Source organism: Clostridium sp. ZBS2 (genome assembly GCF_023845855.1).
GTDB classification, from domain to species: Bacteria; Bacillota; Clostridia; order Clostridiales; family Clostridiaceae; genus Clostridium; species Clostridium aquiflavi.
On the sequence record NZ_JAMQIF010000004.1, the window covers coordinates 19,065 to 41,879 of the forward strand.

Annotated in this window: 20 protein-coding genes; 14 read left to right on the plus strand and 6 right to left on the minus strand. The window is 27.3% G+C overall.

Annotated elements, in window-relative coordinates; translation table 11 throughout:
* Positions 1-104 precede the first annotated feature (104 nt).
* A complete protein-coding gene (locus NG918_RS01405) occupies positions 105-1,244 on the plus strand; it encodes a Card1-like endonuclease domain-containing protein (RefSeq protein WP_252215852.1) in 1,140 nt (379 codons plus the stop codon).
* A gap of 75 nt (positions 1,245-1,319) precedes the next feature.
* Here the strand turns inward: NG918_RS01405 and NG918_RS01410 are convergent, their stop codons facing one another.
* Entirely contained in the window at positions 1,320-2,213 is an 894-nt protein-coding gene (locus tag NG918_RS01410; protein ID WP_252215849.1) for a phosphatidylserine decarboxylase, read from the minus strand.
* A gap of 161 nt (positions 2,214-2,374) precedes the next feature.
* On the opposite strand from NG918_RS01410, the gene NG918_RS01415 reads away from it, so the two are divergent.
* The 3 genes from NG918_RS01415 to NG918_RS01425 all read left to right on the plus strand — a co-directional run bounded on the left by NG918_RS01415 (position 2,375) and on the right by NG918_RS01425 (position 6,183).
* Positions 2,375-2,950, plus strand: coding sequence for a TetR/AcrR family transcriptional regulator (locus tag NG918_RS01415; protein WP_252215846.1), 576 nt, complete (start codon positions 2,375-2,377; stop codon positions 2,948-2,950).
* 309 nt (positions 2,951-3,259) lie between these two features.
* Entirely contained in the window at positions 3,260-4,990 is a 1,731-nt protein-coding gene (locus tag NG918_RS01420; protein ID WP_252224164.1) for a ferredoxin hydrogenase, read from the plus strand.
* Positions 4,991-5,394: 404 nt separating this feature from the next.
* The gene (locus tag NG918_RS01425) at positions 5,395-6,183 is read left to right on the plus strand and encodes an HAD-IIB family hydrolase (protein ID WP_252224166.1); all 789 of its coding nucleotides are present in this window, start codon (positions 5,395-5,397) and stop codon (positions 6,181-6,183) included.
* 301 nt (positions 6,184-6,484) lie between these two features.
* On the opposite strand, the gene NG918_RS01430 is transcribed toward NG918_RS01425, so the two are convergent.
* Together NG918_RS01430 and NG918_RS01435 are read right to left on the minus strand one after the other, a co-directional pair.
* Positions 6,485-6,772 carry a putative quinol monooxygenase gene (locus NG918_RS01430; protein ID WP_252215837.1) on the minus strand — a complete coding sequence of 96 codons (288 nt, stop codon included), beginning with the start codon at positions 6,770-6,772 and terminating at the stop codon, positions 6,485-6,487.
* A gap of 24 nt (positions 6,773-6,796) precedes the next feature.
* Entirely contained in the window at positions 6,797-7,297 is a 501-nt protein-coding gene (locus NG918_RS01435) for a nitroreductase family protein (RefSeq protein WP_252224168.1), read from the minus strand.
* Between the two features lie 130 nt (positions 7,298-7,427).
* Between NG918_RS01435 and NG918_RS01440 the strand changes: the two genes are divergently transcribed.
* Positions 7,428-7,778: a winged helix-turn-helix transcriptional regulator gene (locus NG918_RS01440; protein WP_252215831.1), complete on the plus strand. Its 351-nt coding sequence runs from the start codon at positions 7,428-7,430 to the stop codon at positions 7,776-7,778.
* A gap of 141 nt (positions 7,779-7,919) precedes the next feature.
* Here the strand turns inward: NG918_RS01440 and NG918_RS01445 are convergent, their stop codons facing one another.
* Positions 7,920-9,515: an ABC-F family ATP-binding cassette domain-containing protein gene (locus NG918_RS01445; RefSeq protein ID WP_252224170.1), complete on the minus strand. Its 1,596-nt coding sequence runs from the start codon at positions 9,513-9,515 to the stop codon at positions 7,920-7,922.
* A 489-nt stretch (positions 9,516-10,004) separates the two neighbouring features.
* Here NG918_RS01445 and NG918_RS01450 point away from each other — a divergent pair, with 489 nt between their 5' ends.
* On the plus strand, positions 10,005-11,318 hold the full coding sequence (locus NG918_RS01450) for a sodium-dependent transporter (protein WP_252224172.1): 1,314 nt from the start codon (positions 10,005-10,007) through the stop codon (positions 11,316-11,318).
* An 87-nt stretch (positions 11,319-11,405) separates the two neighbouring features.
* Here the strand turns inward: NG918_RS01450 and trhA are convergent, their stop codons facing one another.
* Positions 11,406-12,053, minus strand: coding sequence for a PAQR family membrane homeostasis protein TrhA (trhA, locus tag NG918_RS01455; protein WP_252215821.1), 648 nt, complete (start codon positions 12,051-12,053; stop codon positions 11,406-11,408).
* A 218-nt stretch (positions 12,054-12,271) separates the two neighbouring features.
* Here trhA and NG918_RS01460 point away from each other — a divergent pair, with 218 nt between their 5' ends.
* The 4 genes from NG918_RS01460 to NG918_RS01475 all read left to right on the plus strand — a co-directional run bounded on the left by NG918_RS01460 (position 12,272) and on the right by NG918_RS01475 (position 16,653).
* Positions 12,272-12,853 carry a DUF1836 domain-containing protein gene (locus NG918_RS01460; RefSeq protein ID WP_205449058.1) on the plus strand — a complete coding sequence of 194 codons (582 nt, stop codon included), beginning with the start codon at positions 12,272-12,274 and terminating at the stop codon, positions 12,851-12,853.
* Positions 12,854-14,554: an ABC-ATPase domain-containing protein gene (locus NG918_RS01465; protein ID WP_252224175.1), complete on the plus strand. Its 1,701-nt coding sequence runs from the start codon at positions 12,854-12,856 to the stop codon at positions 14,552-14,554.
* Positions 14,555-14,826: 272 nt separating this feature from the next.
* The gene (locus tag NG918_RS01470) at positions 14,827-15,960 is read left to right on the plus strand and encodes an RNA-guided endonuclease InsQ/TnpB family protein (protein ID WP_252224177.1); all 1,134 of its coding nucleotides are present in this window, start codon (positions 14,827-14,829) and stop codon (positions 15,958-15,960) included.
* A gap of 174 nt (positions 15,961-16,134) precedes the next feature.
* The gene (locus tag NG918_RS01475) at positions 16,135-16,653 is read left to right on the plus strand and encodes a DUF4829 domain-containing protein (protein ID WP_252224179.1); all 519 of its coding nucleotides are present in this window, start codon (positions 16,135-16,137) and stop codon (positions 16,651-16,653) included.
* An 89-nt stretch (positions 16,654-16,742) separates the two neighbouring features.
* Here the strand turns inward: NG918_RS01475 and NG918_RS01480 are convergent, their stop codons facing one another.
* The gene (locus NG918_RS01480) at positions 16,743-18,098 is read right to left on the minus strand and encodes a YjiH family protein (protein WP_252215801.1); all 1,356 of its coding nucleotides are present in this window, start codon (positions 18,096-18,098) and stop codon (positions 16,743-16,745) included.
* Positions 18,099-18,349: 251 nt separating this feature from the next.
* On the opposite strand from NG918_RS01480, the gene NG918_RS01485 reads away from it, so the two are divergent.
* The 4 genes from NG918_RS01485 to NG918_RS01500 all read left to right on the plus strand — a co-directional run bounded on the left by NG918_RS01485 (position 18,350) and on the right by NG918_RS01500 (position 22,782).
* Positions 18,350-20,044: a methyl-accepting chemotaxis protein gene (locus NG918_RS01485; protein WP_252224181.1), complete on the plus strand. Its 1,695-nt coding sequence runs from the start codon at positions 18,350-18,352 to the stop codon at positions 20,042-20,044.
* A 172-nt stretch (positions 20,045-20,216) separates the two neighbouring features.
* Positions 20,217-21,026, plus strand: a complete 810-nt coding sequence (gene proB / locus NG918_RS01490; RefSeq protein ID WP_252215795.1) for a glutamate 5-kinase — start codon at positions 20,217-20,219, stop codon at positions 21,024-21,026.
* 60 nt (positions 21,027-21,086) lie between these two features.
* Positions 21,087-22,331 (plus strand): glutamate-5-semialdehyde dehydrogenase, encoded by a 1,245-nt coding sequence (locus NG918_RS01495; protein ID WP_252224185.1) that lies wholly within the window; start codon positions 21,087-21,089, stop codon positions 22,329-22,331.
* 10 nt (positions 22,332-22,341) lie between these two features.
* Positions 22,342-22,782, plus strand: a complete 441-nt coding sequence (locus tag NG918_RS01500; protein WP_252224188.1) for a GNAT family N-acetyltransferase — start codon at positions 22,342-22,344, stop codon at positions 22,780-22,782.
* The last annotated feature ends 33 nt before the right edge of the window (positions 22,783-22,815 follow it).

Here is a 22,815-nt window from a genome sequence, read left to right on the forward strand (position 1 = left end):
TTTTGTTGTATAAATAAACATGCTAATAAATGCTAATAATAAATTATATAAGTATATTAGATATTTAATAAACAATAGTGATGAAGTAAAGGTGGCAATTATTAATGAAAGAAGATATTTTAATTAATTTATTAGATGAGCATAATGAGGGGAATTTGTTAGCTACTGATAAATTTAGACCTTGTAAAGTAATTTACTTAAAGTATGAAGAAAATAGTGAATTATATGAGAAGCTAAAAAAGTATCATAAAGAAATTTTTCCGAGTATTGATATAGAAAGCTACATTATAAGTGAAGGTAATATAAAAGAAATAAACAATTTATTAAATAGCTTAGATATAGAAAAAACTATTATAAATGTAACTGGGGGAAAAAGAATAAACTCATTAATTTTATTAAATCAAGCTTTAATAAAGAAATTTAATATTGTTTATATAGATATTTTAAATAAGAGAATATATGAATTAGGAAATGATATTAAAAATAAGTCAGAAGAGTTTAAGGATATATATATAGATGACATACTTAAGATAACTGGTTCTGATATTTTGTTAGATTCTAGCAAAATAAGTAAATATTCTGATGTGATTAATATAACAGAAAAAATTTATGAAAACTTAGAATTATGGTATAAGTATAAGCAATGTCTTTATGATAATCATTTATTTATTCATGATTATTCTCAAAGTAACAAAGTTATTATTAATTTGTCTGACTTATATGGGCAAGAGGAAAAAGGAATATTAAATTCTTGCTTAAATTATCTAGAGAAAATTAATGCTATAAAATATAAAAAGAGCAAGAATGATATAGTAGTACATTTTCAACAAGATTATATGAAAGGATTTATATTTAAAAGTGGTACTTGGCTAGAAGTATTAACTAATATAGTTGTTAGAGAAATTGAAGAAATTGATGATGTTAAAAGTGGCGTTATATTTCTATGGAACAATAATGAAATCAAAGTTAAAAATGAATTTGATGTATTAGCAGTTAAGGATGATGTTTTAATATGTATATCATGTAAAGATAGTGCAAAATATGATGAAGATGCACTAAATGAATTAGATGTATATAGTAAAAGATTAGGTGGAAATAATGCGAAAAAAATATTGGTTGCAACTCAAGAACCTTATAAAAGATGTATTAAAGAAAGAGCAGAAATGATGGGGATTAGTTTAATTATATTAGATAAAGATATAGAAAAATTTAAGAATGAATTAAAAAAAGTCATTAATAAATAATGCTATGTTTTAGCAATGTGTTTATATATGCCACTTTGATTATTGCATATATAAACATGCTAAAACAGAACTTGCTTATTTAGAGATTTTAGTTCCAATCTTTTCGCCAAATAAGATTTTACATTCATATCCTTGTTTTGATTGCTCTAAAATATCAGGATCTATTTTTACTTTATTTTTTTCTAAGAACAGTATAGTTGTTGATCCACCAAATTTAAAATACCCTTTTTCATCGCCTTTTGTTACTTTTTGGTTAGGCTCATATGTTTGAATTATTGATCCAACACAAGTAGCACCTACTTCTACAGTTAAAATATCTCCAAAATTTTCTGATTTAAATATGCACCATTCTCTTTTATTTTCACAAAATAATTTTGGAATTGAATTAAGAGCTATAGGATTTACAGAATAGTAATGGCCCTTAATTTTATGAGTTTCGCAAGGTATACCAGAGTCTACAAAGTGAAACCTATGATAGTCTGTAGGACATAATCTTAATATTACACAAATACCATCTTTATATTTTTCTGATATTTCATCATTTTTTATTAATTCTCTTAAACTATAAGTTAAGCCTTTTACTTGAACAATATTATCTAAGTCTATATTATCGTAAACAGTAATTCGCCCATCTCCTGGAGAAATAAAAATATCTTCATTGTAATCTATAGGTCTTGAAGTAGAAGTCAAATTTCTAACAAAGAAGTCATTAAATGAATTAAATTCAGAAATATTTTTTTCTGCAATATTCATATCAATATTAAAGTCTTTAACAAAGTCAGGTATTTTTCTTGCACTGAATTTTGTATCACAAAATTTACCATAAAATTTTGAAAAAATCTTTCTCTTAGCAATCAATTCTGTCATACCTTTTCCAACGGGTGTTTCATAAGTCCACTTAATGAACTTTTTACCTGCCACGTTTTCCTCTTCATATTCGTTAGTAATTCTGTTATATACTTTAATCATAAATTCCTCTTTTCATTAATTTAAAAATATATTTATATATTATATACTGATTCTAACATATATATTTTAAATATCAAAAAAATGAAAGTAAAAAGTAATAAATAGTAAAATTTTAGTGGTATAATGTAATTATTATCAGTTTATGAAAATGAGGGATTGGTGTGAATAAAACAAAAAAATTGATTTTTAATTCTTCAATAGAAGTTTTTTCAAAATCAGGGTATAGGGGAGCAACAATGGATGAAATAGCAACCACTGCGGGGCTTGCTAAAGGAACACTATATTATAATTTTAATAGCAAAGAAGAAATATTCAACTTTATAGTTGATAATGGACTTAAGTTACTTAATGATGAAATTGCAGCAGTAAATGAATTAAATGATGATGCAATTGAAAAATTAAAACAAATCTGCAAAATACAATTAACATTTCTTTATGAACATAATAGCTTTTTTAGAGTTGTAATGAGTCAATTATGGGGAGATGAAGAAAGACAATTTATTTTAAGAGAAAAGGTAAAAAGTCATATAAAAGAAATAGAAATGTATATACAAATGGGGATGAAAGAAGGGTGTATTAGAAAAGGCGATAGTGAAGTAATGGCCTATGAATTTTTTGGAACATTATGTTCAACAGCAATATATGAGTTAATAAACATAGAAAAAGTTAGTTTAGAAGATATTATTAATAAGACATTAGAATTTATTTTTAATGGTTTAATAAATAAAGAAGTATAGAAAATTTTTAAAATTGAAATATGTATAAATGTTATACAATCATAGTAGTCTATCCTAAAAGTTCTTTTAGGATAGTTTTTTTGTTTTAAATATAAATATTTAAATTATGTTGATACATATATTTCATAATATATAAAATAGTATAATTAATAGATTATTTATCCAATAAAAACTATTAATTAATACTTATTTTTAATAAATAAGTATGCTAAAATTGTAACGTTGATAAAAAATGTGTTTTTAAATATTAACACACATTGAAAATATAGTTAAATAAAAAAGTATACTAAAGACGGGGAGGTTCATTTAGTGGCATATATATTAATAAATGAAAAAGAGGTTTCTGTAAAAGAAGAGGGTAAAACTATTTTAGAAGTTGCATTAGAGAATAATATAGAGATACCAACCTTATGCTATTTAAATGATTGCAGTAATACAGGAAAATGTGGAGTGTGTGCTGTTGAAATAGAAGGACAAGAAGAACTAGCATTATCTTGTGAAACATTAGTCAAAGATAAAATGGTTATAAGAACTGATTCAGAAAAGGTACAAGAAGCTGTTAAATTAAGAATGGCAGAAATGTTAGATAAACATGAATTTAAATGTGGTCCTTGTAAAAGAAGAGAAGACTGTGAATTTTTAAAATTAGTAATAAAGACTAAAGCTAGAGCAAATAAGCCATTCATAGTTAAAGATAAATCAGAATATGTAGATGATAGAAGTAAGTCAATTGTTATAGATAGAAGTAAATGTGTGCTTTGTGGAAGATGTGAAGCTGCTTGTAGCGAAAAAACAGCTACTAATTCTATAAAAATTGTTGATGATAATTGTGATAAGAAAGTATCAACTATTGATGGAAAATGCTTTGATGATACAAATTGCTTATTATGTGGTCAATGTATAGCTGCATGTCCAGTAGATGCGTTATCAGAAAAATCTCATACTGAAAGAGTGCAAAATGCTTTAGAAGATCCAAGTAAACACGTAATAGTTGCAATGGCTCCATCAGTTAGAGCTGCTATGGGTGAAGCATTTAAAATGGGATATGGTGTTGATGTAACAGGAAAAATATATACAGCTTTAAGAATGTTAGGATTCAATAAGATATTTGATATTAACTTTGGTGCTGATATGACAATAATGGAAGAAGCAACAGAACTTATTAGTAGAGTAAATGAAGGTGGTCCATTCCCTATGTTTACATCTTGTTGTCCATCATGGGTAAGAGAAGTTGAAAATTACTTCCCAGAGTTTATAGATAACTTATCTAGTGCAAAGTCACCTCAACAAATTTTTGGTGCTGCAAGTAAAACTTATTATCCTGAAATAGAAGGATTAGATCCTAAAGATGTATTTACAGTGACAATAATGCCTTGTACATCAAAGAAATTTGAAGCTGATAGAGAAGAAATGGAAAATAACGGTTTAAGAAATATAGATGCTGTAATTACAACTAGAGAATTAGCAAAAATGATTAAAAATGCAAAAATAAATTTTGCTAGCTTAGAAGATAGTGAAGCCGACCCTTCAATGGGAGAATATACTGGTGCAGGAGCTATATTTGGAGCTACTGGTGGTGTTATGGAAGCAGCTTTAAGAAGCGCAAAAGACTTTATAGAAAATAAATCACTAGAAGAAATAGAGTATGAACAAGTAAGAGGCTTAGATGGAATAAAAGAAGCTACAGTTACATTAGGAGGACAAGAATATAATATAGCTGTTATTAATGGCGCTGCAAATGTATTTGATTTTGTTAAGAGTGGAAGAATGGACGAAAAGCAATATCATTTCATTGAAGTAATGTCCTGCCCAGGTGGATGTGTAAATGGTGGTGGACAACCTCATGTAAATTCAAAAGACAGAAATAAAGTAGATGTTAGAACTGTAAGAGCATCTGTTTTGTACAACCAAGATAAGGGATTAGCTAAGAGAAAGTCTCATGAAAATGCATCATTATTAAAGATGTATGAAACTTATATGGGCAAACCAGGAAAAGGACTAGCTCATGAATTATTACATATAAAATATAAGAAAAGATAAGATGTTTATTTAAACATGGCATGGTTTAGTAGAGTGTTCATATATGCATAAATAAAGTGGACTGAGTAATTGAAATTAGGAATACTAAAATGAGTATAGTCCAATTACAATGCCACTTTACATATTGCATATATGAACACATATTTAAATATGAAGTATTTTAGACTCTATAGATATAATGATATTAGGTAATTTAATTGTTTTAATTATGTTATTTAGTATAAAATATATTTTGTAGAATCTATTTTTATATTTTAAATTAAATACTTAATTAAGAATTAAAAAATACTAGATACTAAATCAAATTCTTAGTTTATTAAAACCATTTAAAAAGTATATAATATAAAATTAATTCAAATATAAAACTAGAAAAAATTTAGTTGAGAATTGAAAGTGGGGTACATATGAAGCTTTTAGCAAGTGATTTAGATGGAACTTTAGTAGTTGGAAACAATTTAAGAAATGATAAGGATTTAACTTTAATTAATAAGCTTAAAGAACGAGGACATAAATTAATTGTATCAACAGGTAGAAGTTATGACATGGTAATACCTTTAATGGAGAAGTATGATATAGAATATGATTATTTATTACTTTGCAATGGAAGCTTAATTATGAATAGAGCACATGAAATGGTATTTGATGAGTGGGTATCTAATGAAATATCAAAGAAGATAATAAATGATTATTACAATGATGAAACATTAGTTTATTTAGATAATTTTAAGAATTCTATTTTTATAGATAATCCTAATCTTGATAAATCTGAAATTGGTGATATGATGGATTTGTTTACAAAGAAGATATACATTGAAGATGCAACATCATCAAAAGATGATTATAAAATAATAAGTTTATCACCTGTAGATAAAGATCAGATTAAAGCAGAAAAAATAAAAGATGAAATAATTAAAAAGTATGGTGAGCATGTAGAAGTATATAGAAATCAATTTTTTGTTGATATAGTACCGAAAGGATGTTCAAAAGGAAATGCGCTTAAGAGAATATTAGAAGTAGAAGATTTATCAAAAGATAATCTTTATGTTATTGGAGATTCATTCAATGATGTTTCAATGTTTAACATAACTCATAATAGCTATACTTTTAATGATTCAGAAGATAAGGTAAAAAAATATGCTAATAATGAAGTTGATTATGTATATGAAGTTATTGAGGACTTATTATCTAAGTAATTAAAATAGGATCTATTTTAAAAATGTGTTGATATTGTAGTATAAAGCTCGTGGATATAGGAATTTACTTTTGGAAAATTACTTTTGACAAATCTCCATTAATAGTTCTAAAAAGCAAATTCCAACGCCACTGCACTCATACACAAAAATATTTACAGTCTTCTTTTAAATTGAATTTTTTTAAGTTTTATATTTTTACTTTTTATCTAAGTTATTTTTAAACCTAACTTATGAGCAAAAATTTATCATTTCACTATGAAATTCTTAATACAATTTAAATTGATCTATCTGCATAAACATGTTAAATCAATTTATTGTAAACATTCATATCTGTTTCTTTTGACATAAGCTTTCCCATCATTAGAACAATTCTAGTGAAATGTTCAGATCTCAAGTGCTTATCTAAAGAATGTTTATTTTCCCATTCTTCAATCATTGTCAGAATTTTAGCATCCTGTTCATCTTGATACATTTCATACTTTATGCATCCTTCTTCTTTTCTTGTGATTTCTACTAGTTCTTTACATAGTTCAATAATTTCGTTAATTTTATCCTCTTTGGCAAAATTTCTTGCGACTACTTTTATCATTTATATCCCTCACTTTTTTAATCTTTACCATCTATCATAATGTATTCTTGTTTTATTAAATCTATCTGCTACTTTTCTTTCTTCATCTGGATATCCAACAGGTATTATTGATAAAGGAATTACACTAGATGGTAAATTTAGAAGTTCTTTTATTGCATCTACCCTATCTACTATTGGGTAAACACCTAACCATACTGCACCTAAACCTTTATCTTCAGCAGCTACTAATATATTTTCTGTGGCAGCTGAACAATCCTGTACCCAAAAGCCTTTAAATATTTCTTTTGATTCATCTCCACAAACTATAATTGCTACATCTGTATTTAATAGCATTTTTGAATATGGATGTACTTCAGTTATTTTTCTCATAATCTCTTTATCTCTTAAGACTATAAATTCCCAAGGTTGTTCATTTGCCGCAGAAGGTGCTGCCATACCTGCTTTTAATAATTCTTCAACAATCTCATCACTTACATTTATGTTCTTATACTTTCTTATACTTTTCCTGTTTAATATTGCATCCATTTATATATACCTCCTAATTGATATTTTTTATAATCAATGATATTATTATAAAAAATAAGTTTATATATAACAAGTACGCACTATTTTGTATTATAGTACCTAAAAGGATACTATTGAAAGGATGATAACTATGAGTTCTAATTGCAATACTTTAGAATTTAAAAATAAGAATTATAGATGTACCTTCGAAATTACAATAGACTTAATTGGAGGAAAATGGAAACCTATTATTATTTGGCATTTAGGTACTAAGGGAATACAGCGATTTAATGAATTAAAAAAAGCACTTCCTAAAATAACTCAAAAAATGCTAACTCAACAGCTAAGAGAACTAGAAGCAGATAATTTAGTTAATAGAAAAGTTTATCCTCAAGTTCCGCCAAAGGTTGAATATTCATTAACTGATGTAGGTGAGAGTTTAATGCCTATTCTTAGTATGATGTGCAAATGGGGAGATGATTATTATAAACTAAATCTTTAAAGTATTCATATTACTTGGTTTATCTATGTAACATCTAAAAACAGCTTTTCAGTTTCACCTGTAAATAATTTTGTGTAAACTGAAGAAAATAAAGAGAAAAAATTAAGGCCATTCCAATTAAGGAATAGCCTTTTAATTTTATTATTTATTTGATGCAGCAAATTCTAAGTATTCATCAAATGTCATAGCTCTATCAACAATAGAACCATCATCTTTAATATCTATAATTCTATTTGCTATAGTTTGAACAAATTGATGGTCATGAGAAGCAAAAATTATATTACTGTTATAATTTTGTAAACCATTATTTACAGCAGTAATTGATTCAAGGTCAAGGTGATTAGTAGGTTGATCTAACATTAATACATTTCCATTTGAAAGCATCATTTTAGATAACATACATCTAACCTTTTCTCCTCCAGATAATACATTAGCTTCCTTTAGAGCTTCTTCTCCAGAGAATAACATTCTTCCTAAGAAACCTCTTATGTAGCTTTCAGATTTTTCCTCTGAGTATTGTCTAAGCCAATCAACTAAAGAAAGATTACATCCGTCAAAATATTCTGAGTTATCAGTTGGGAAGTAAGAATTAGTTATAGTTATTCCCCATTTAAATTCTCCACTATCTGGTTCCATTTCTCCAGCTAGTATTTTGAATAATGTAGTTACAGCAATTTCATTACCGATAAGAGCAATTTTATCACCTTTATTTACCATGAAATTAATGTTATCTAAAAGCTTAACTCCATCTACAGTTTTAGATAAATCTTTAACTGTTAATATGTCATTACCAACTTCTCTTTCAGGTGTAAATCCTACGAAAGGATATTTTCTGCTTGAAGGTTGGATATCATCTAAAGTGATTTTATCTAATAATTTCTTACGAGAAGTAGCTTGCTTAGATTTAGATGCATTAGCGCTAAATCTTGCAACGAAGTCTTGTAATTCTTTAATTTTTTCTTCTTTTTTCTTATTTTGATCTTTAGACATTTGAAGGGCTAATTGACTTGATTCATACCAGAAATCATAGTTACCAACATAAATCTTAATCTTTCCAAAGTCAACATCAGCCATTTGAGTACAAACTGAGTTTAGGAAATGTCTATCATGTGATACAACTATAACAGTTCCATCAAAGTTTCCTAAGAAATCTTCTAACCAATTTACAGCCTTTAAGTCAAGACCGTTAGTAGGTTCGTCTAGGATTAATATTCCTGGATTACCGAATAAAGCTTGAGCTAAAAGAACTTTAACTTTTTCTCCTCCAGTTAATTCTGACACATTTTTAAAGTGATAATCAGTGCCAATTCCTAAACCTTGTAATAATGAAGAAGCTTCAGATTCTGCTTCCCAACCATTAAGTTCAGCAAATTCACCTTCTAATTCAGATGCTTTAATTCCATCTTCATCAGAAAAATCTGGCTTTGCATATATCTCATCTTTTTCTTTCATGATTTGATATAATCTTTCATTACCCATTATTACAGTTTCTAAAACTTGACAATCATCATATTTGTAATGATCTTGTGTTAATACTGACATTCTTGTATTTGGAGCAATTATAACTTCACCAGTATTAGGTTCAACTTCACCTGAAAGTATTTTAAGAAAAGTACTTTTTCCAGCACCATTTGCTCCAATAACTCCATAACAATTTCCTGCTGTAAATTTAAGGTTTACGTCTTCAAAAAGTTTACGTCCACCAAATCTAAGACTAACATTTGATACAGTTATCAATAAATTTCCCTCATTTCATTGAATATTCATTTCGTTATTATACCACATAAAGCTACATAAAGAGAATATTTAAAGGAATTAAAAGCATCTTTATTATTGACATTTTTGTAATTTAGATGATAAAATTAAGAAAATTGTAAAGATGGAGAGTAATTATTATGATATGCACTAGATTTATATTATTAAAATTAAATAACGCATATTACTGTAACTATTATAGACAGAGCTTGTATTAATAATTTTTTATTATAGATGCGAGCTTAAAGTATGAATTTAAGTTTGTATCTGTGATGGTTAGAGTTATTCATTATTCTCAATTTTAACCACATGGATAAGCTGTGTGGATGTAGAGTATTAGTATTGTAGGCAACCACATAGTAACACTATGTGGTTTTTTTATTCTTTGTAAATTATAAAAAAAGAAGAATTTTATGATTAGTTCAAAGTAGTCTTTATGATTTTTTATTTATTTTAGGAGGGACAGTAGGAATGGCTAAAAGAGAAAATTTTAAGAGTAGGACTGGTTTTATACTTTCATGTATAGGAGCAGCAGTAGGGCTAGGAAACATATGGATGTTTCCATATCGATTAGGTCAAAATGGAGGAGCAGCTTTTTTAATTCCATACTTTATTTTTGTATTGTTATTAGGTTCAACAGGATTAATAACAGAATTTGCATTTGGAAGAAAATTTAAAGGTGGTTCAGCAACAGGAATTATAACAACATTTGCTGAAAAAAATAAAAAAGGTGGAAAGTTAGTAGCGCTAATACCTGTAATAGGATTAGCAGGTGTATTTATGTTTTACAACATAGTTGTAGGATGGATAATGAAATATTTTGCAATGAGTATTACAGGAGAACTGTTTACAGTAGATGTTAATAGCTTTTTTACAGGATTTTCAGGAACAAGTCAAACAATAGTTTGGAACTTTATAGCTATAGCTTTAACATTAGTTATAGTTTATGTAGGAGTAACAAAAGGTATAGAAACAATAAATTCAATAATTATGCCAGCATTGTTTGTAATATTTATTTTACTATCAATAAGATCACTTACACTCCCAGGAGCAATGGAAGGTGTTAAATACTTATTAAATCCTAAGTGGGAATTTTTACTTAAACCTAATACTTGGATAATGGCTTTAGGACAAGCTTTCTTTACAGTATCATTAAATGGTTGCGGAATGGTTGTATATGGTAGTTACATAAAAGATGATTTCGATATACCAAAGTCTGCTTTAAGTACAGCAATATTAGATACAATAGCAGCATTACTTGCTTCATTTGTTATAATGCCATCTGTATTTGCATTTAATTTAGATCCAATGGCAGGTCCACCATTATTATTTATAACAATGCCAACAATATTTAAGGCTATGCCTGGTGGAAGACTAATAGCGATAGTATTCTTCTTAAGTTTAATATTTGCAGCTGTATCATCATCTATTAATATGTTGGAAGGTCCAGTTGAAGCATTAATTTCACAAACAAAGCTTAATAGAAAAAAGGCATCCATTATAATAGCTATAATAGGATTTATATTATCAATACCTTTAAATTTAAGCATGGCTAGCTTTGATAATTTCACTAATTTCATCACAATAATAGTATCACCATTAGCAGCGCTTATAGTATTTTTAGTATTTTACTATGTAGGAGATTCTAAAAAGGCACTTATAGAGATAAACAAAGGGTCTAGTAGAGAGTTAGGAATTAACTTCATATATATTGCTAAATATGTCTTTGTAATTATAACTATAGTAGTTATAATACTTGGAGTTATATATGGTGGTATTGGTTAAATAAAAAATAAACAATAAAATAAAATCATATGAAAAAGCACTACCATTTTTAGTTGAATGGAGTGCTTTTTGCTTACTAAATACTTTTTAAATTATATAATTAAAAACACAAATGAAGTGACATAGTGTTCCTAGCATTATGAAAACATGAAATATTTCATGAGATCCAAAAACGCCTATCTTTATTTTATCTTTCTTTAAGGCATATATTACCCCACCAATTGTATACATCAAGCCGCCTAAAACAAGCAGGCTTACACCTATTGGTGAAAGTGCTATTGATAATGGGTAAATTGCAAAAATAGCAAACCAACCAATAGTAATATATATAACGCTACTTAACCATTTAGGACATGTAACCCAACAAATTTTAAATATTATCCCAACTAAAGCAGATGCAGCAACTGCTATAAAAAGTTTATTACCAATAGAATTTTGTAATGCAATTAAGCAAAATGGTGCATAAGATCCTGCTATAAGTACAAAAATCATAGAGTGATCTACTTTTTTTAAAGCTTTAATAATTTTTGAATCTGCGATAACAGAGTGATATGTCGCTGAAGCGCTATATAATAGAATCATGCTAATTCCAAAAAGGATGATAGACACATATTCTATCAAAGATCCTTGTGACATATTTACTTTAATTATCATTAAAACTAATCCTACTAATGATAAAACAGCTCCTATAAGATGTGTTAATCCATTAACTGGTTCTCTTAAATATTTATCCATAAATACCTCCATACTCAATACGTAGTTTTTAAAACTATATAACAATATATTAATATTATTATATATAGTTATATAAAAGTCAAAGATCATAAAAACTTATTTTAAGCTATTTAAATCATATTTTTAGCTATTTTCTTGAATTTTATAAGTAATACTATTAATATTAAATATAGACAAGATAATATGTAGTTTCAAAAACTAGATTAGGAAGTGGAAGAATGACAAAAGATATATTAAATATAATGGAAAACTTAAACTTAGATAAAAAAATAAATTTAGAAGATATACCTGAACTAGATCTATATATGGATCAGGTTATTCAATTGTTTGAAAATAAATTATCAGTCCTTAAAAGAAAGGAAGATGATAAAGTATTAACTAAAACTATGATTAATAACTATGCTAAGGCGAAATTATTAATGAGTATAAAGAATAAAAAATATTCAAAAGAACATTTAATATTAATGAGTTTAATATACGATTTAAAGGGTGCATTATCAATAAATGATATAAAGCTTACATTAGATAATATAGTTAAAAAGTATGAAAATAATGAAGAATATGATTTGAGATCTCTTTATAAAACGTACTTAGATATGAATTCTCAAGATGTTAATGAATTTAAGGAATACATGAATGACAAAGAAGAAAATGTAAAGAATCTTTTAAGCGAAAATAATATAAATGGTGATTTTGAAGAAAAATTTTTACTTGTTGGATCAATGATATCTATGAGTAATATGTATAGAAGAATGGGCGAAGCTTTAATTGATGAGTACTTTATGGGAGATGAAAAGTAAATGAAAAATTTTAATGATTTGCGTAGAGATTTAATAAGTATAGATGGAAAAGGATACAAGTCATATAAGCAACTTGAAGGTAGTTATGAGTTTAATGAGTATATATTAGCAATAGATCATGTACAAGGAGATCCATTTGCAACGCCTTCTAGAGTAAGAATAATAATGGATAAAAAAGTTTCAAATATCCCAGAAGAATTAGTAAATAACAATTACAAAAAGATTGCTGTTAAAGATTATTTAACTAGAACATTTTATAAAAATATATATTCATGTAGCAGTAAGATTTTTGGGTCAGGAAAAAGTGGATTAATTTCTATAAGTAAATGCACACAAGAAATTTTAGACAGAACTTCTATTGTGATAAGTGATAAAAAAATAGAAGCTAGAATAGAAGTAGGATTTCCAGCAAGGGGTAGAAGTGTTCTTGCTAAGGAATTAGAAAAGATTTTATTTGATTTTCTACCTAAAATTGTAGAGTCATCATTAATTTATAAAAACATAGATAAAGATAAACTTATAAAACAAGTGAGATTAGTTGAAGATCAAGAGTTTATAAGAAATGAATTAAAGAACAATGATTTAATTGGATTTATTGCAAATGGATCGATATTACCTAGAGAATCAGGAGTATCAACTAGGCCTTTAAAGGATGGAATACCATTTAAATCTCCTGAAAATTTAGAGGTTAAATTCAATTTACCTAATAAGGGTGAAATTGTAGGAATGGGAATTAAAAAAGGTATAACAATTATAGTTGGTGGAGGTTATCATGGAAAATCAACACTATTAAATGCATTGGAATTAGGTATTTATAATCATATTGAAGGTGATGGAAGAGAATTTGTAATAACAGATAATGCAGCATTAAAAGTTAGAGCAGAAGATGGTAGAGTAATAAATAAAGATGATATATCATTATTTATAAATAATTTACCTAATAAAAAAGATACAACTAAATTTTATAGTGAAAATGCAAGTGGAAGTACATCTCAAGCAGCAAATATAATAGAAGGAATAGAAAGTGGAACTAATGTATTTTTAATAGATGAAGATACATCGGCTACTAATTTTATGATTAGAGACGATATAATGCAGATGCTGGTTTCTAAAGATAAAGAACCTATAACACCTTTTATTGAAGTTGCTAGAGATTTGTATAATCAAAAAGATATATCAACAATTATAGTAGTAGGAAGTTCTGGAGATTATTTTGATATTGCAGATAATGTAATACAAATGGATTGTTACAATATAAAAAATGTAACAGAGCAAGCTAAAAGTTTAAGTAATGGAAAGATACTTTCTAAAATCAAGGAAAGAAATCTTGATATAAAGATAAATTTAAATAGGGTTATTAAAAAAGGAAGCATTGAAAAAGGTTATAAAGGTGTAAAAATAAAAACTCTAGGAATAGATGGATTAGTAATTAATAAAGAAAATATAGATTTAAGAGCAGTTGAGCAAATAGTGGATAGTGAGCAAATTAACACTATTGGAGAGATTATGAAATGGGCAGAAGATAATATTATAGATGGAAAGAAAACATTAATAGAAGTAACAGATGAAATAATGAACTATATAGAAAAGAACGGAATTATATCAATTAGCAATATAAAAGGTGGTCATGGCAGACTATCAATGCCAAGAAGACAAGAAATAATGGCCGCATTCAATAGATTTCGTAGTTTAAAAATATAAACTCTATTTTTATAAATGTTCAGCATAGAATTAGGATTAGCAAAAATAAATTTTGAATATGGGTTAGAAGAATTTAATGGGGGTAGTGAACAGTTAAAATAAATCTATAAATATCTATAAAAATATATCTGCTTTTTGTAGATATACATATATAATCAAGAGGTGATGTAGATGAAATTTTATTCGATAGGCAAGTTTTCTAAACTTACAGGAAAAAACAACATAAACTTTGAGGAATTGGGTTAAGAAGATGATTAAGGAGTTGTTAGAAGATGATACTTGCGAAAAAAGTTAGATTATATCCAACAGAAGTTCAAGAGCAAAAGCTATGGCAATCTGTTGGTACGGTAAGATTCATTTATAACTGGACTATTGCAAGACAAGAAGAAAATTATAAAAATGATGGTAAGTTTATTTCAGATAATAATTTAAGAAAAGAAATAACTCAACTCAAAAAAACTGAATTAACTTGGCTTAAAGAAGTTTCAAATAATGTAGCAAAACAAGCTGTTAAAGATGCTTGTGATAGTTATAAAAGATTTTTTAAAGGGCTTTCTGATAAGCCGAAATTTAAGAGTAGAAGAAAGTCTAAGCCATCATTTTATAATGATAATTGTAAGCTAAAAGTTAAAGATAATGCAGTAAATATTGAAAAAGTAGGTTGGATAAATATTAAACCTTATTCAATTCCTTTAGATACAAAATACTCAAATCCAAGAATAAGTTTTGATGGAAAGTATTGGTATATATCAGTAGGGATTGAAAGAGAAATACCTAAAGTAGAACTTACAAAAGAAAGCATAGGGATTGATGTTGGAGTCAAGGATTTAGCTATCTGTAGCAATGGTATGACTTTCAAAAATATAAATAAAACAAAAGAAGTTAAAAGACTTAAAAAAGTTTTAAAGAGAAAGCAAAGAAAAGTTAGTCGAAAATATGAAATGAATAAAATAGAGAAAGGTGGTGAAAAATGTTGCCGATTCAAAAAGACTAACAATATTATAAAACTTGAAAAGCAGATTAGATTACTTCATAGAAGATTAACCAATATCAGAAGTAATCATGTTCACCAAGCAACGAATAGGATAGTGAAAACCAAACCTTCTAAAGTTGTGATGGAAACTCTTAATATCAAAAATATGATGAAGAATCGTCATTTATCAAAAGCTATTGCAGAACAATGTTTGTATGATTTTAAAGTAAAAATGAAATACAAATGTGAGTTTTATGGAATAGAATTTATAGAAGCTGATATATGGTTTCCGTCAAGTAAAACTTGTAGTTGTTGTGGAGCTATCAAGAAAGATTTAAAGCTTAAAGACAGAATTTATCAATGTTCTTGTGGACTAAAGATAGATAGAGATTTTAACGCTTCAATAAATCTTTCAAAATATGAATTAGCATAATATCACCCAAAAGATAATGCTAATATGTACGATTCGTTGTATCGGAATTTAAGACCTTGGACTGTCATATCAAATGAAAGTAGCATATGGATTTATTCATTGCAAAATCAGACAGGTAGAATAGGTAATTAAACAAGATTTATAGATATTTATAGATTTTTGGCAACGGAAAATATGAGAGGTTTAAAAAATAAGATATTAATATTATTGATATTTATAGCTTCAATTTTGGCAGTTGGATGTAGTGAGCAAAAAGTTAATGACGCTAAAAGTGAAAATGAATGTGTAGTTGAAGAAAGTTTTATAGAATCTATAAAATTACCTGAGGCTATAAAATCACCAGAAGATGTTATAAGAGAGTCATTTAAATATAAAAATTCACATCAATTAAAAAATTTATTGACCTGTTATACAACAAGATATAAGGATGTTAATTTTAGATTAGATAATTTAGAAAGTTGCAGATTGGATTCTTTAGAGTTAATAACAGATGAAGGAATTTGTAAAAGCTATTTTACAAGTGGAGTAGAGATAAAAAGAGAAAATGTAAGAAAATATACTGTTAAATATAATGTACAATACAAAGATCAAAGTAAAGAGCCAGAAGATAGTGGAGACTATGAGAAGATGTTTACTTTGATTAGAGAAAATAATCTAGGTGAATGGAAAATAGATGGTATTGGAGAATCATAAGAAAATCAGTGGATCTTATATAGAATAAAAATAGCAATAGAATGTTGTTCATAAATCATTCTATTGCTTAATTTTTTATTAACACATTTTTAAAACAATAAGTTTGCTATTAATACTATTATAGGCAATGTTAAAACAGTTCTTTCTAGGAAGATTATAACTAAATCTTTGAATGAAACTGGTATTTTTGAACCTAAAAGTAATCCACCTACTTCAGACATATAAATTAATTGCGTTACTGATGTACACGCTATTATAAATCTAGTCATTTCATTTTGAATACTTGTAGCTAATACAGATGGTATAAACATGTCTGCAAAACCTACCACTAGTGTTTTAGAAGCAGCAACAGCTTCAGGAACTTGTAATAACTTTAGTAATGGTATAAAAGGTAATCCAAGCATTGAAAAGAAGTTAGTGTATTCAGCAATCATAAGAGCAATTCCGCCCATAGACATAACTACTGGTAATACTCCTAGCCACATATCTACTACATTCTTTAGACCATCTTCAACAAATGAGTGAAAGCTAAAATTATCTTCAGCTTTATCAATAGCATTTTTTAATCCCCATGTAAATGGAGTATATCCATTAGGTATAAGATCCACATTTTTTTCTAATGGTCTTCCATCAATATATGTATCAGGCTTCTTAGATAATGGTCTCACTCTTGGAAGTACTATAGCTGCAATGATACCAGATAAAGTAACTGTTAAATAGAATGGAACAAACATATGTGAAAGTCCAACTTGAGTTATAACCATCAAACTAAATGTTATAGAAACTGCTGAAAATGAAGTTCCTATAACAGAAGCTTCTTTTTTTGTATAAAAGCCTTCTTCATATTGCTTACTAGTTAGTAATATTCCAATAGTTCCGTCACCTAGCCAAGAAGTGATACAATCTATTGAAGAACGACCAGGAAGTTTAAATAAAGGTCTCATTACCTTAGTAAGTAAAGCACCTACAAATTCTAATAAACCGTGGTTAAGTAATAATGGTAAAAATAAACCTGCAAATAAGAATACGGCAGTTAATAATGGAAGAAGACTAAATAAAATCATTCCACCAGTACTATCAGACCATATAAATTCAGGTCCTATTTTAAAATAAGTCATTATAACTAAAATCATACCTACTATTCTAGCTGTTAACCAAGAATAACTAACATTAAACAATGAATTTAAAATTTTATTTTCAGTTTTAAAAACTTTTATTAATATACTTCCAATAGCAGAAATTGATATCAATATAAGAGAGATAAAAGGTAAAATGCCTTTTAATGTATCTACAAATAAATTTGATAAAAATGCTACTGGAATTGTGAATTGTCCACCTAGCATTATTGGAGTCATAAATAATACAATTCCTATAAGTGAAGGAATTATAAACTTCAATAATGAGGAAATATTTAAATTTATATTTACATCTGTATTTTTATTCATATTTATCCCCTTTTTCTTTATAAATATACAACAGTTATTATTTTAATATAGAAAAAGCAAAAAAGATAGTGCTAATTTAAAATAAAAGTTTAATTTTTATTTTGAAATATTATATTTTTTACATAAAAATTTCAACTAAAGCTATGTAAAAATTTGCAGTTTAATGCACATACTTACATATAATATATAAAAGAATTTAATTATTTATATTTTCTTTAGATTAGGATTAAATATCCAAGGAGGAAATTTATATGTACAAAAGAATTAAGGAAAAATTTAAGAATCTTTCCATAAGAAAAAAAGTAAGAAAAAGCTTTTCTATAATATTAGTATTTACATTAATTTTTATGATTATGTCATTAATAAGCTTACAATTTATATCTGAAAAAGTTAACAAATTATATAATGAACCATTTAAGGCTGTTGAAATAACTTGGAATATGAAAACTGAATTCCTGAAAATGCAAAGAGATATGTACCAAGCTTTAATTGAAAATAACGAAGATAAAATAAAGAACAATATTTCTAGTGTAGATGATCAAGTGAAGCTTTTAGAAGAAGATATAAATAATCTTAGAAAAATATATATAGACGATCATAATTTAATTGGTAAATTTGAAAATAATATAGATGAAGTTAAAGATGAACGAGAACAGATTTTTTCATTACTTTTAGAGAATAAGGATTTAGAAGCTTATGATTTAATTAATGGAAAATATAATGAAGGGATAGATAGAGCAAGGGAAAATCTAATAGATATTGGAGAAACTACTAACAACAATGCTTTAACATTTGTAGAAGAAGCTAAAAAAACCAGAAATTTAATATTTATATTAGCAGTTATAATACTAATATTAATGATAAGTTCAATTGTATTAATAAGTAGAGTAATTCAATCTAGTTTACTTGAAGGAATTAATCATGTGAAAAAAGTATCTCAAGACTTATCGGAAGGAAATTTAAGCATAGATAATAGTTATGTATCTGAGGATGAAATGGGCGAAATGAGTAGAGATTTAAATGAAACTATAAAAAATTTAAGTGGTTATGTGAATGATATTTCAAGAGTTATAGAGAATATAGCCCATGAAAATTTAGATGTTAACACATTGATAGAGTATAAAGGAAATTTTAAGCCTATAAAAGATTCTTTAGATAATATTATAAATTCATTTAACAGTATATTTAAAAATATACATCAAGCATCTGATTTAGTAGCAAGTAGTTCAGAAGAAATAGCTTCAACTACTCAAAGTTTGTCTGATGGTGCAGTGGAACAGGCAAACGCAGTAGAAGATTTATTTTCTAAATTTAATGAAGTTTTAATTAAGATAAATAAAAATACTGAGAGTACTAAAAAAGCTGATGAAGTTTTTGAAAATACTAAAAGAATGGTTTTAGATGGAAATAAAAAAATGGAAGAATTGATGCTATCTATGGAAAAGGTTAGTGAAATGTCAAACGAAATTGAAATAATAACTAGTACAATAGAGGAAATTGCTTCACAAACCAATTTATTGGCACTAAATGCTGCCATAGAGGCAGCAAGAGCTGGGGAATCAGGAAGAGGATTTGCAGTAGTTGCCGAAGAAGTAAAATCATTAGCAGAACAATCATCAAAAGAAGTTAAGCATACAAATGAAATAATACAAAACTCTATGAAGTTTGTAAAAAATAGTAATGTATTAGCGAAGGAAACTTTAAATGCATTAGGAGAAATAGTAAAAGATGTAGATACTACAGCTGAATTAGTAAAACAAATAGCCAAAGCATCTGAAGATCAATCAGAAGCTTTGGGAGATATGTCAGTTAAGGTAGATAAAATATCAGAAGTTATTCAAACTAATTCAGCAACAGCAGAAGAGACAGCAGCAGCAACAGAGGAATTAGCATCGCAAGCAGAAATTTTAGAACAAGAAATATCAAAATTTAGACTAAAGAACTAGAATTATATTTTAGCAAAGTATTGATATATGCATAAGCAAAGTGGGTTGAGTAAAATATATAGGCTATATCTTAATAAAAATTAGGGTATAGCTTTTTTAGTTACCTTGATAAGAGAAATAAGGTATAGTAATATAAATATCATAAGAATTTAACTTTAAGGAGAGAAAAAATATGGGCTTTCGTAAAAATTTAATTAATGCAAATAGAATAGTTGTAAAGGTAGGAACTTCAACATTAACCTATGATAATGGTAATATCAACTTAAGAAGAATTGAAAAATTAACTAGAGTTTTATCTGATATTGTTAACTCAGGAAAAGAGGTTGTTTTAGTAACATCAGGCGCTATAGGTGTTGGTGTAAGCAAATTAAAGTTAAAAGAAAAGCCCGAAGGTATAAGAGAAAAACAAGCAGTTGCATCAGTAGGACAATGTGAACTTATGCATATATATAGTAAATTCTTTGGTGAATATAGTCATGTTGTTGGTCAAGTTTTACTTACAAGAGATGTAGTAGAAGATGATCATATTAGAGAAAATGTATGTAACACATTTGAAACATTAATGGAAAATAAAATAATTCCAATAGTTAATGAAAATGACACAGTTTCAATAGATGAGATAGAGAATATTGTTAGATTTGGGGACAATGATAACTTATCAGCTATAGTTGCAACACTAGTAAAAGCTGATTTATTAATAATATTATCTGATATAGATGGATTTTATGATTCAGATCCTAGAAGCAATAATGATGCAAAGTTATTAAAAGTTGTAGAAGAGATAACACCAGAACTAGAAAGTTGCGCTGGAGGTGCTGGTTCAAATTTAGGAACTGGCGGAATGGTAACAAAACTTGCAGCAGCTAAAAAAGCAGTATCTTCAAGTGTAGATATGATTTTAGCTAATGGAAGTGATCCAAGCGTAATATTAAATGTTTTAGATGGTGAAGATGTGGGAACTTTATTTTTAGGTAAAAAATAGATAGTGTAAAGTACGCTATGAAAAAATAACACAAAAAATAAAATAATTGGGGGTATAGAAATGAAAGCGTTGATTTTAAAAGGTGAAAGAGCAAAGGAAGCATCATATGTTCTTATGAATGCTACAACAAGTGAAAAGAATGATGCTTTAATAAAAATGGGGCAAAAATTATTAGAAAATAAAGAGTATATTCTTGCTGAAAATAAGAAAGACTTAGAAAATGCTATTCTAAAAGGTACATCAAAGGCTATGCTTGATAGGCTGTCTTTAGATGAAAAAAGACTTGAAGATATGGCGGATGGATTAAATCAATTAGTTAATCTTAATGATCCAATAGGTGAAGTTATTTCCATGTGGAAGAGACCTAATGGTCTTCAAATTGGTAAACAAAGAGTGCCAATGGGTGTTATAGGAATAATATATGAAGCTAGACCTAATGTTACTTGTGATGCAGCGGGTTTATGCTTAAAAGCAGGAAATGCAGTAATATTAAGAGGCGGAAGTGAAGCAATAAATTCTAATAAAGCAATAGTTAAAGCACTTTGTGAAGGTATAAAAGAATCAGGACTTCCAGAGTATTCACTTCAATTAATAGAAAATACAAGTAGAGAAATTGCAAATGAAATGATGAGATTAAATGAATATATAGATGTTCTTATTCCAAGGGGGGGAGCAGGTCTTATTCAAGCTGTTGTTAAAAATGCAACTGTTCCAGTAATAGAAACAGGAGTAGGAAACTGTCATGTTTATGTTGATGAAGAAGCTGATTTTAAGATGGCAGAAGATATAATAATAAATGCTAAAACAAGCAGACCAGCTGTTTGTAATGCAGAAGAAAAATTATTAGTTAATGAAAAAATTGCAGAAGAATTTTTACCTAAGATTATTTCAGCATTGAGAGAAAAAAATGTTGAGGTAAGAGGCGATAGCAAAGTAATGAAGATAGTTAATGATATAAAAGAAGCAACGGATGAAGACTGGGGCAAGGAATATCTAGATTTTATAATTGGTATCAAAATTGTAGATAATATAGATGAAGCTATTAAACATATAAATAAGTATGGATCAGGACATTCAGAAGCAATAATAACTAACAATTATCAAAATTCACAAAAATTCTTACAAAGAGTTGATGCGGCAGCAGTTTATGTTAATGCTTCAACAAGATTTACAGATGGATGCGAATTTGGATTTGGTGCAGAAATCGGAATAAGTACTCAAAAGCTTCACGCAAGAGGTCCAATGGGATTAAATGAACTTACAACTACAAAATACATTATCTATGGAAATGGTCAAATAAGATAAGGGGAATTTTATGGAGTGGGATATTAAAAAATTTAATGAACTTACTTTAGACGAGTTATATGAAATATGCAAAGTTAGGTATGAGGTATTTGCTTGTGAACAAAAAATATATCAAGAAAATGATTTTGATGATATAGACAAAAATGTTTATCATTTATTTATGAAAGATTCAAGTAAAATAGTTGCATATGCAAGGCTTATTCCAAGTGGAATTATATATAATGAATCTTCAATAGGAAGAGTTTTAGTTTTAAAAGAATATAGAAGAAAAGGCATAGCTTTTGAACTTATGAAAAAAAGTGTAGATTTTCTTAAAAATGAACTTAATGAAGAGACAATTGTTGTATCATCTCAATTGTATGTAAAAAAACTTTATGAAAGTGTGGGGTTTAAAGCAATTTCTAATGTATATGATGAAGTTGATATTCCTCATGTTAAGATGAAATTATAAGAGAAAAATTAATTTGTATAATAAGTCTAGCAT

What these genes read in the sequence shown, in the direction of transcription:
- NG918_RS01405 (WP_252215852.1), top strand. Translation starts at nt 105, where the DNA reads ATGAAAGAAGATATTTTAATTAATTTATTAGATGAGCATAATGAGGGG.
- NG918_RS01410 (WP_252215849.1), bottom strand. Translation starts at nt 2,213, where the DNA reads ATGATTAAAGTATATAACAGAATTACTAACGAATATGAAGAGGAAAAC.
- NG918_RS01425 (WP_252224166.1), top strand. Translation starts at nt 5,395, where the DNA reads ATGAAGCTTTTAGCAAGTGATTTAGATGGAACTTTAGTAGTTGGAAAC.
- NG918_RS01430 (WP_252215837.1), bottom strand. Translation starts at nt 6,772, where the DNA reads ATGATAAAAGTAGTCGCAAGAAATTTTGCCAAAGAGGATAAAATTAAC.
- NG918_RS01435 (WP_252224168.1), bottom strand. Translation starts at nt 7,297, where the DNA reads ATGGATGCAATATTAAACAGGAAAAGTATAAGAAAGTATAAGAACATA.
- NG918_RS01440 (WP_252215831.1), top strand. Translation starts at nt 7,428, where the DNA reads ATGAGTTCTAATTGCAATACTTTAGAATTTAAAAATAAGAATTATAGA.
- NG918_RS01450 (WP_252224172.1), top strand. Translation starts at nt 10,005, where the DNA reads ATGGCTAAAAGAGAAAATTTTAAGAGTAGGACTGGTTTTATACTTTCA.
- trhA (WP_252215821.1), bottom strand. Translation starts at nt 12,053, where the DNA reads ATGGATAAATATTTAAGAGAACCAGTTAATGGATTAACACATCTTATA.
- NG918_RS01460 (WP_205449058.1), top strand. Translation starts at nt 12,272, where the DNA reads ATGACAAAAGATATATTAAATATAATGGAAAACTTAAACTTAGATAAA.
- NG918_RS01465 (WP_252224175.1), top strand. Translation starts at nt 12,854, where the DNA reads ATGAAAAATTTTAATGATTTGCGTAGAGATTTAATAAGTATAGATGGA.
- NG918_RS01470 (WP_252224177.1), top strand. Translation starts at nt 14,827, where the DNA reads ATGATACTTGCGAAAAAAGTTAGATTATATCCAACAGAAGTTCAAGAG.
- NG918_RS01475 (WP_252224179.1), top strand. Translation starts at nt 16,135, where the DNA reads ATGAGAGGTTTAAAAAATAAGATATTAATATTATTGATATTTATAGCT.
- NG918_RS01480 (WP_252215801.1), bottom strand. Translation starts at nt 18,098, where the DNA reads ATGAATAAAAATACAGATGTAAATATAAATTTAAATATTTCCTCATTA.
- NG918_RS01485 (WP_252224181.1), top strand. Translation starts at nt 18,350, where the DNA reads ATGTACAAAAGAATTAAGGAAAAATTTAAGAATCTTTCCATAAGAAAA.
- proB (WP_252215795.1), top strand. Translation starts at nt 20,217, where the DNA reads ATGGGCTTTCGTAAAAATTTAATTAATGCAAATAGAATAGTTGTAAAG.
- NG918_RS01495 (WP_252224185.1), top strand. Translation starts at nt 21,087, where the DNA reads ATGAAAGCGTTGATTTTAAAAGGTGAAAGAGCAAAGGAAGCATCATAT.
- NG918_RS01500 (WP_252224188.1), top strand. Translation starts at nt 22,342, where the DNA reads ATGGAGTGGGATATTAAAAAATTTAATGAACTTACTTTAGACGAGTTA.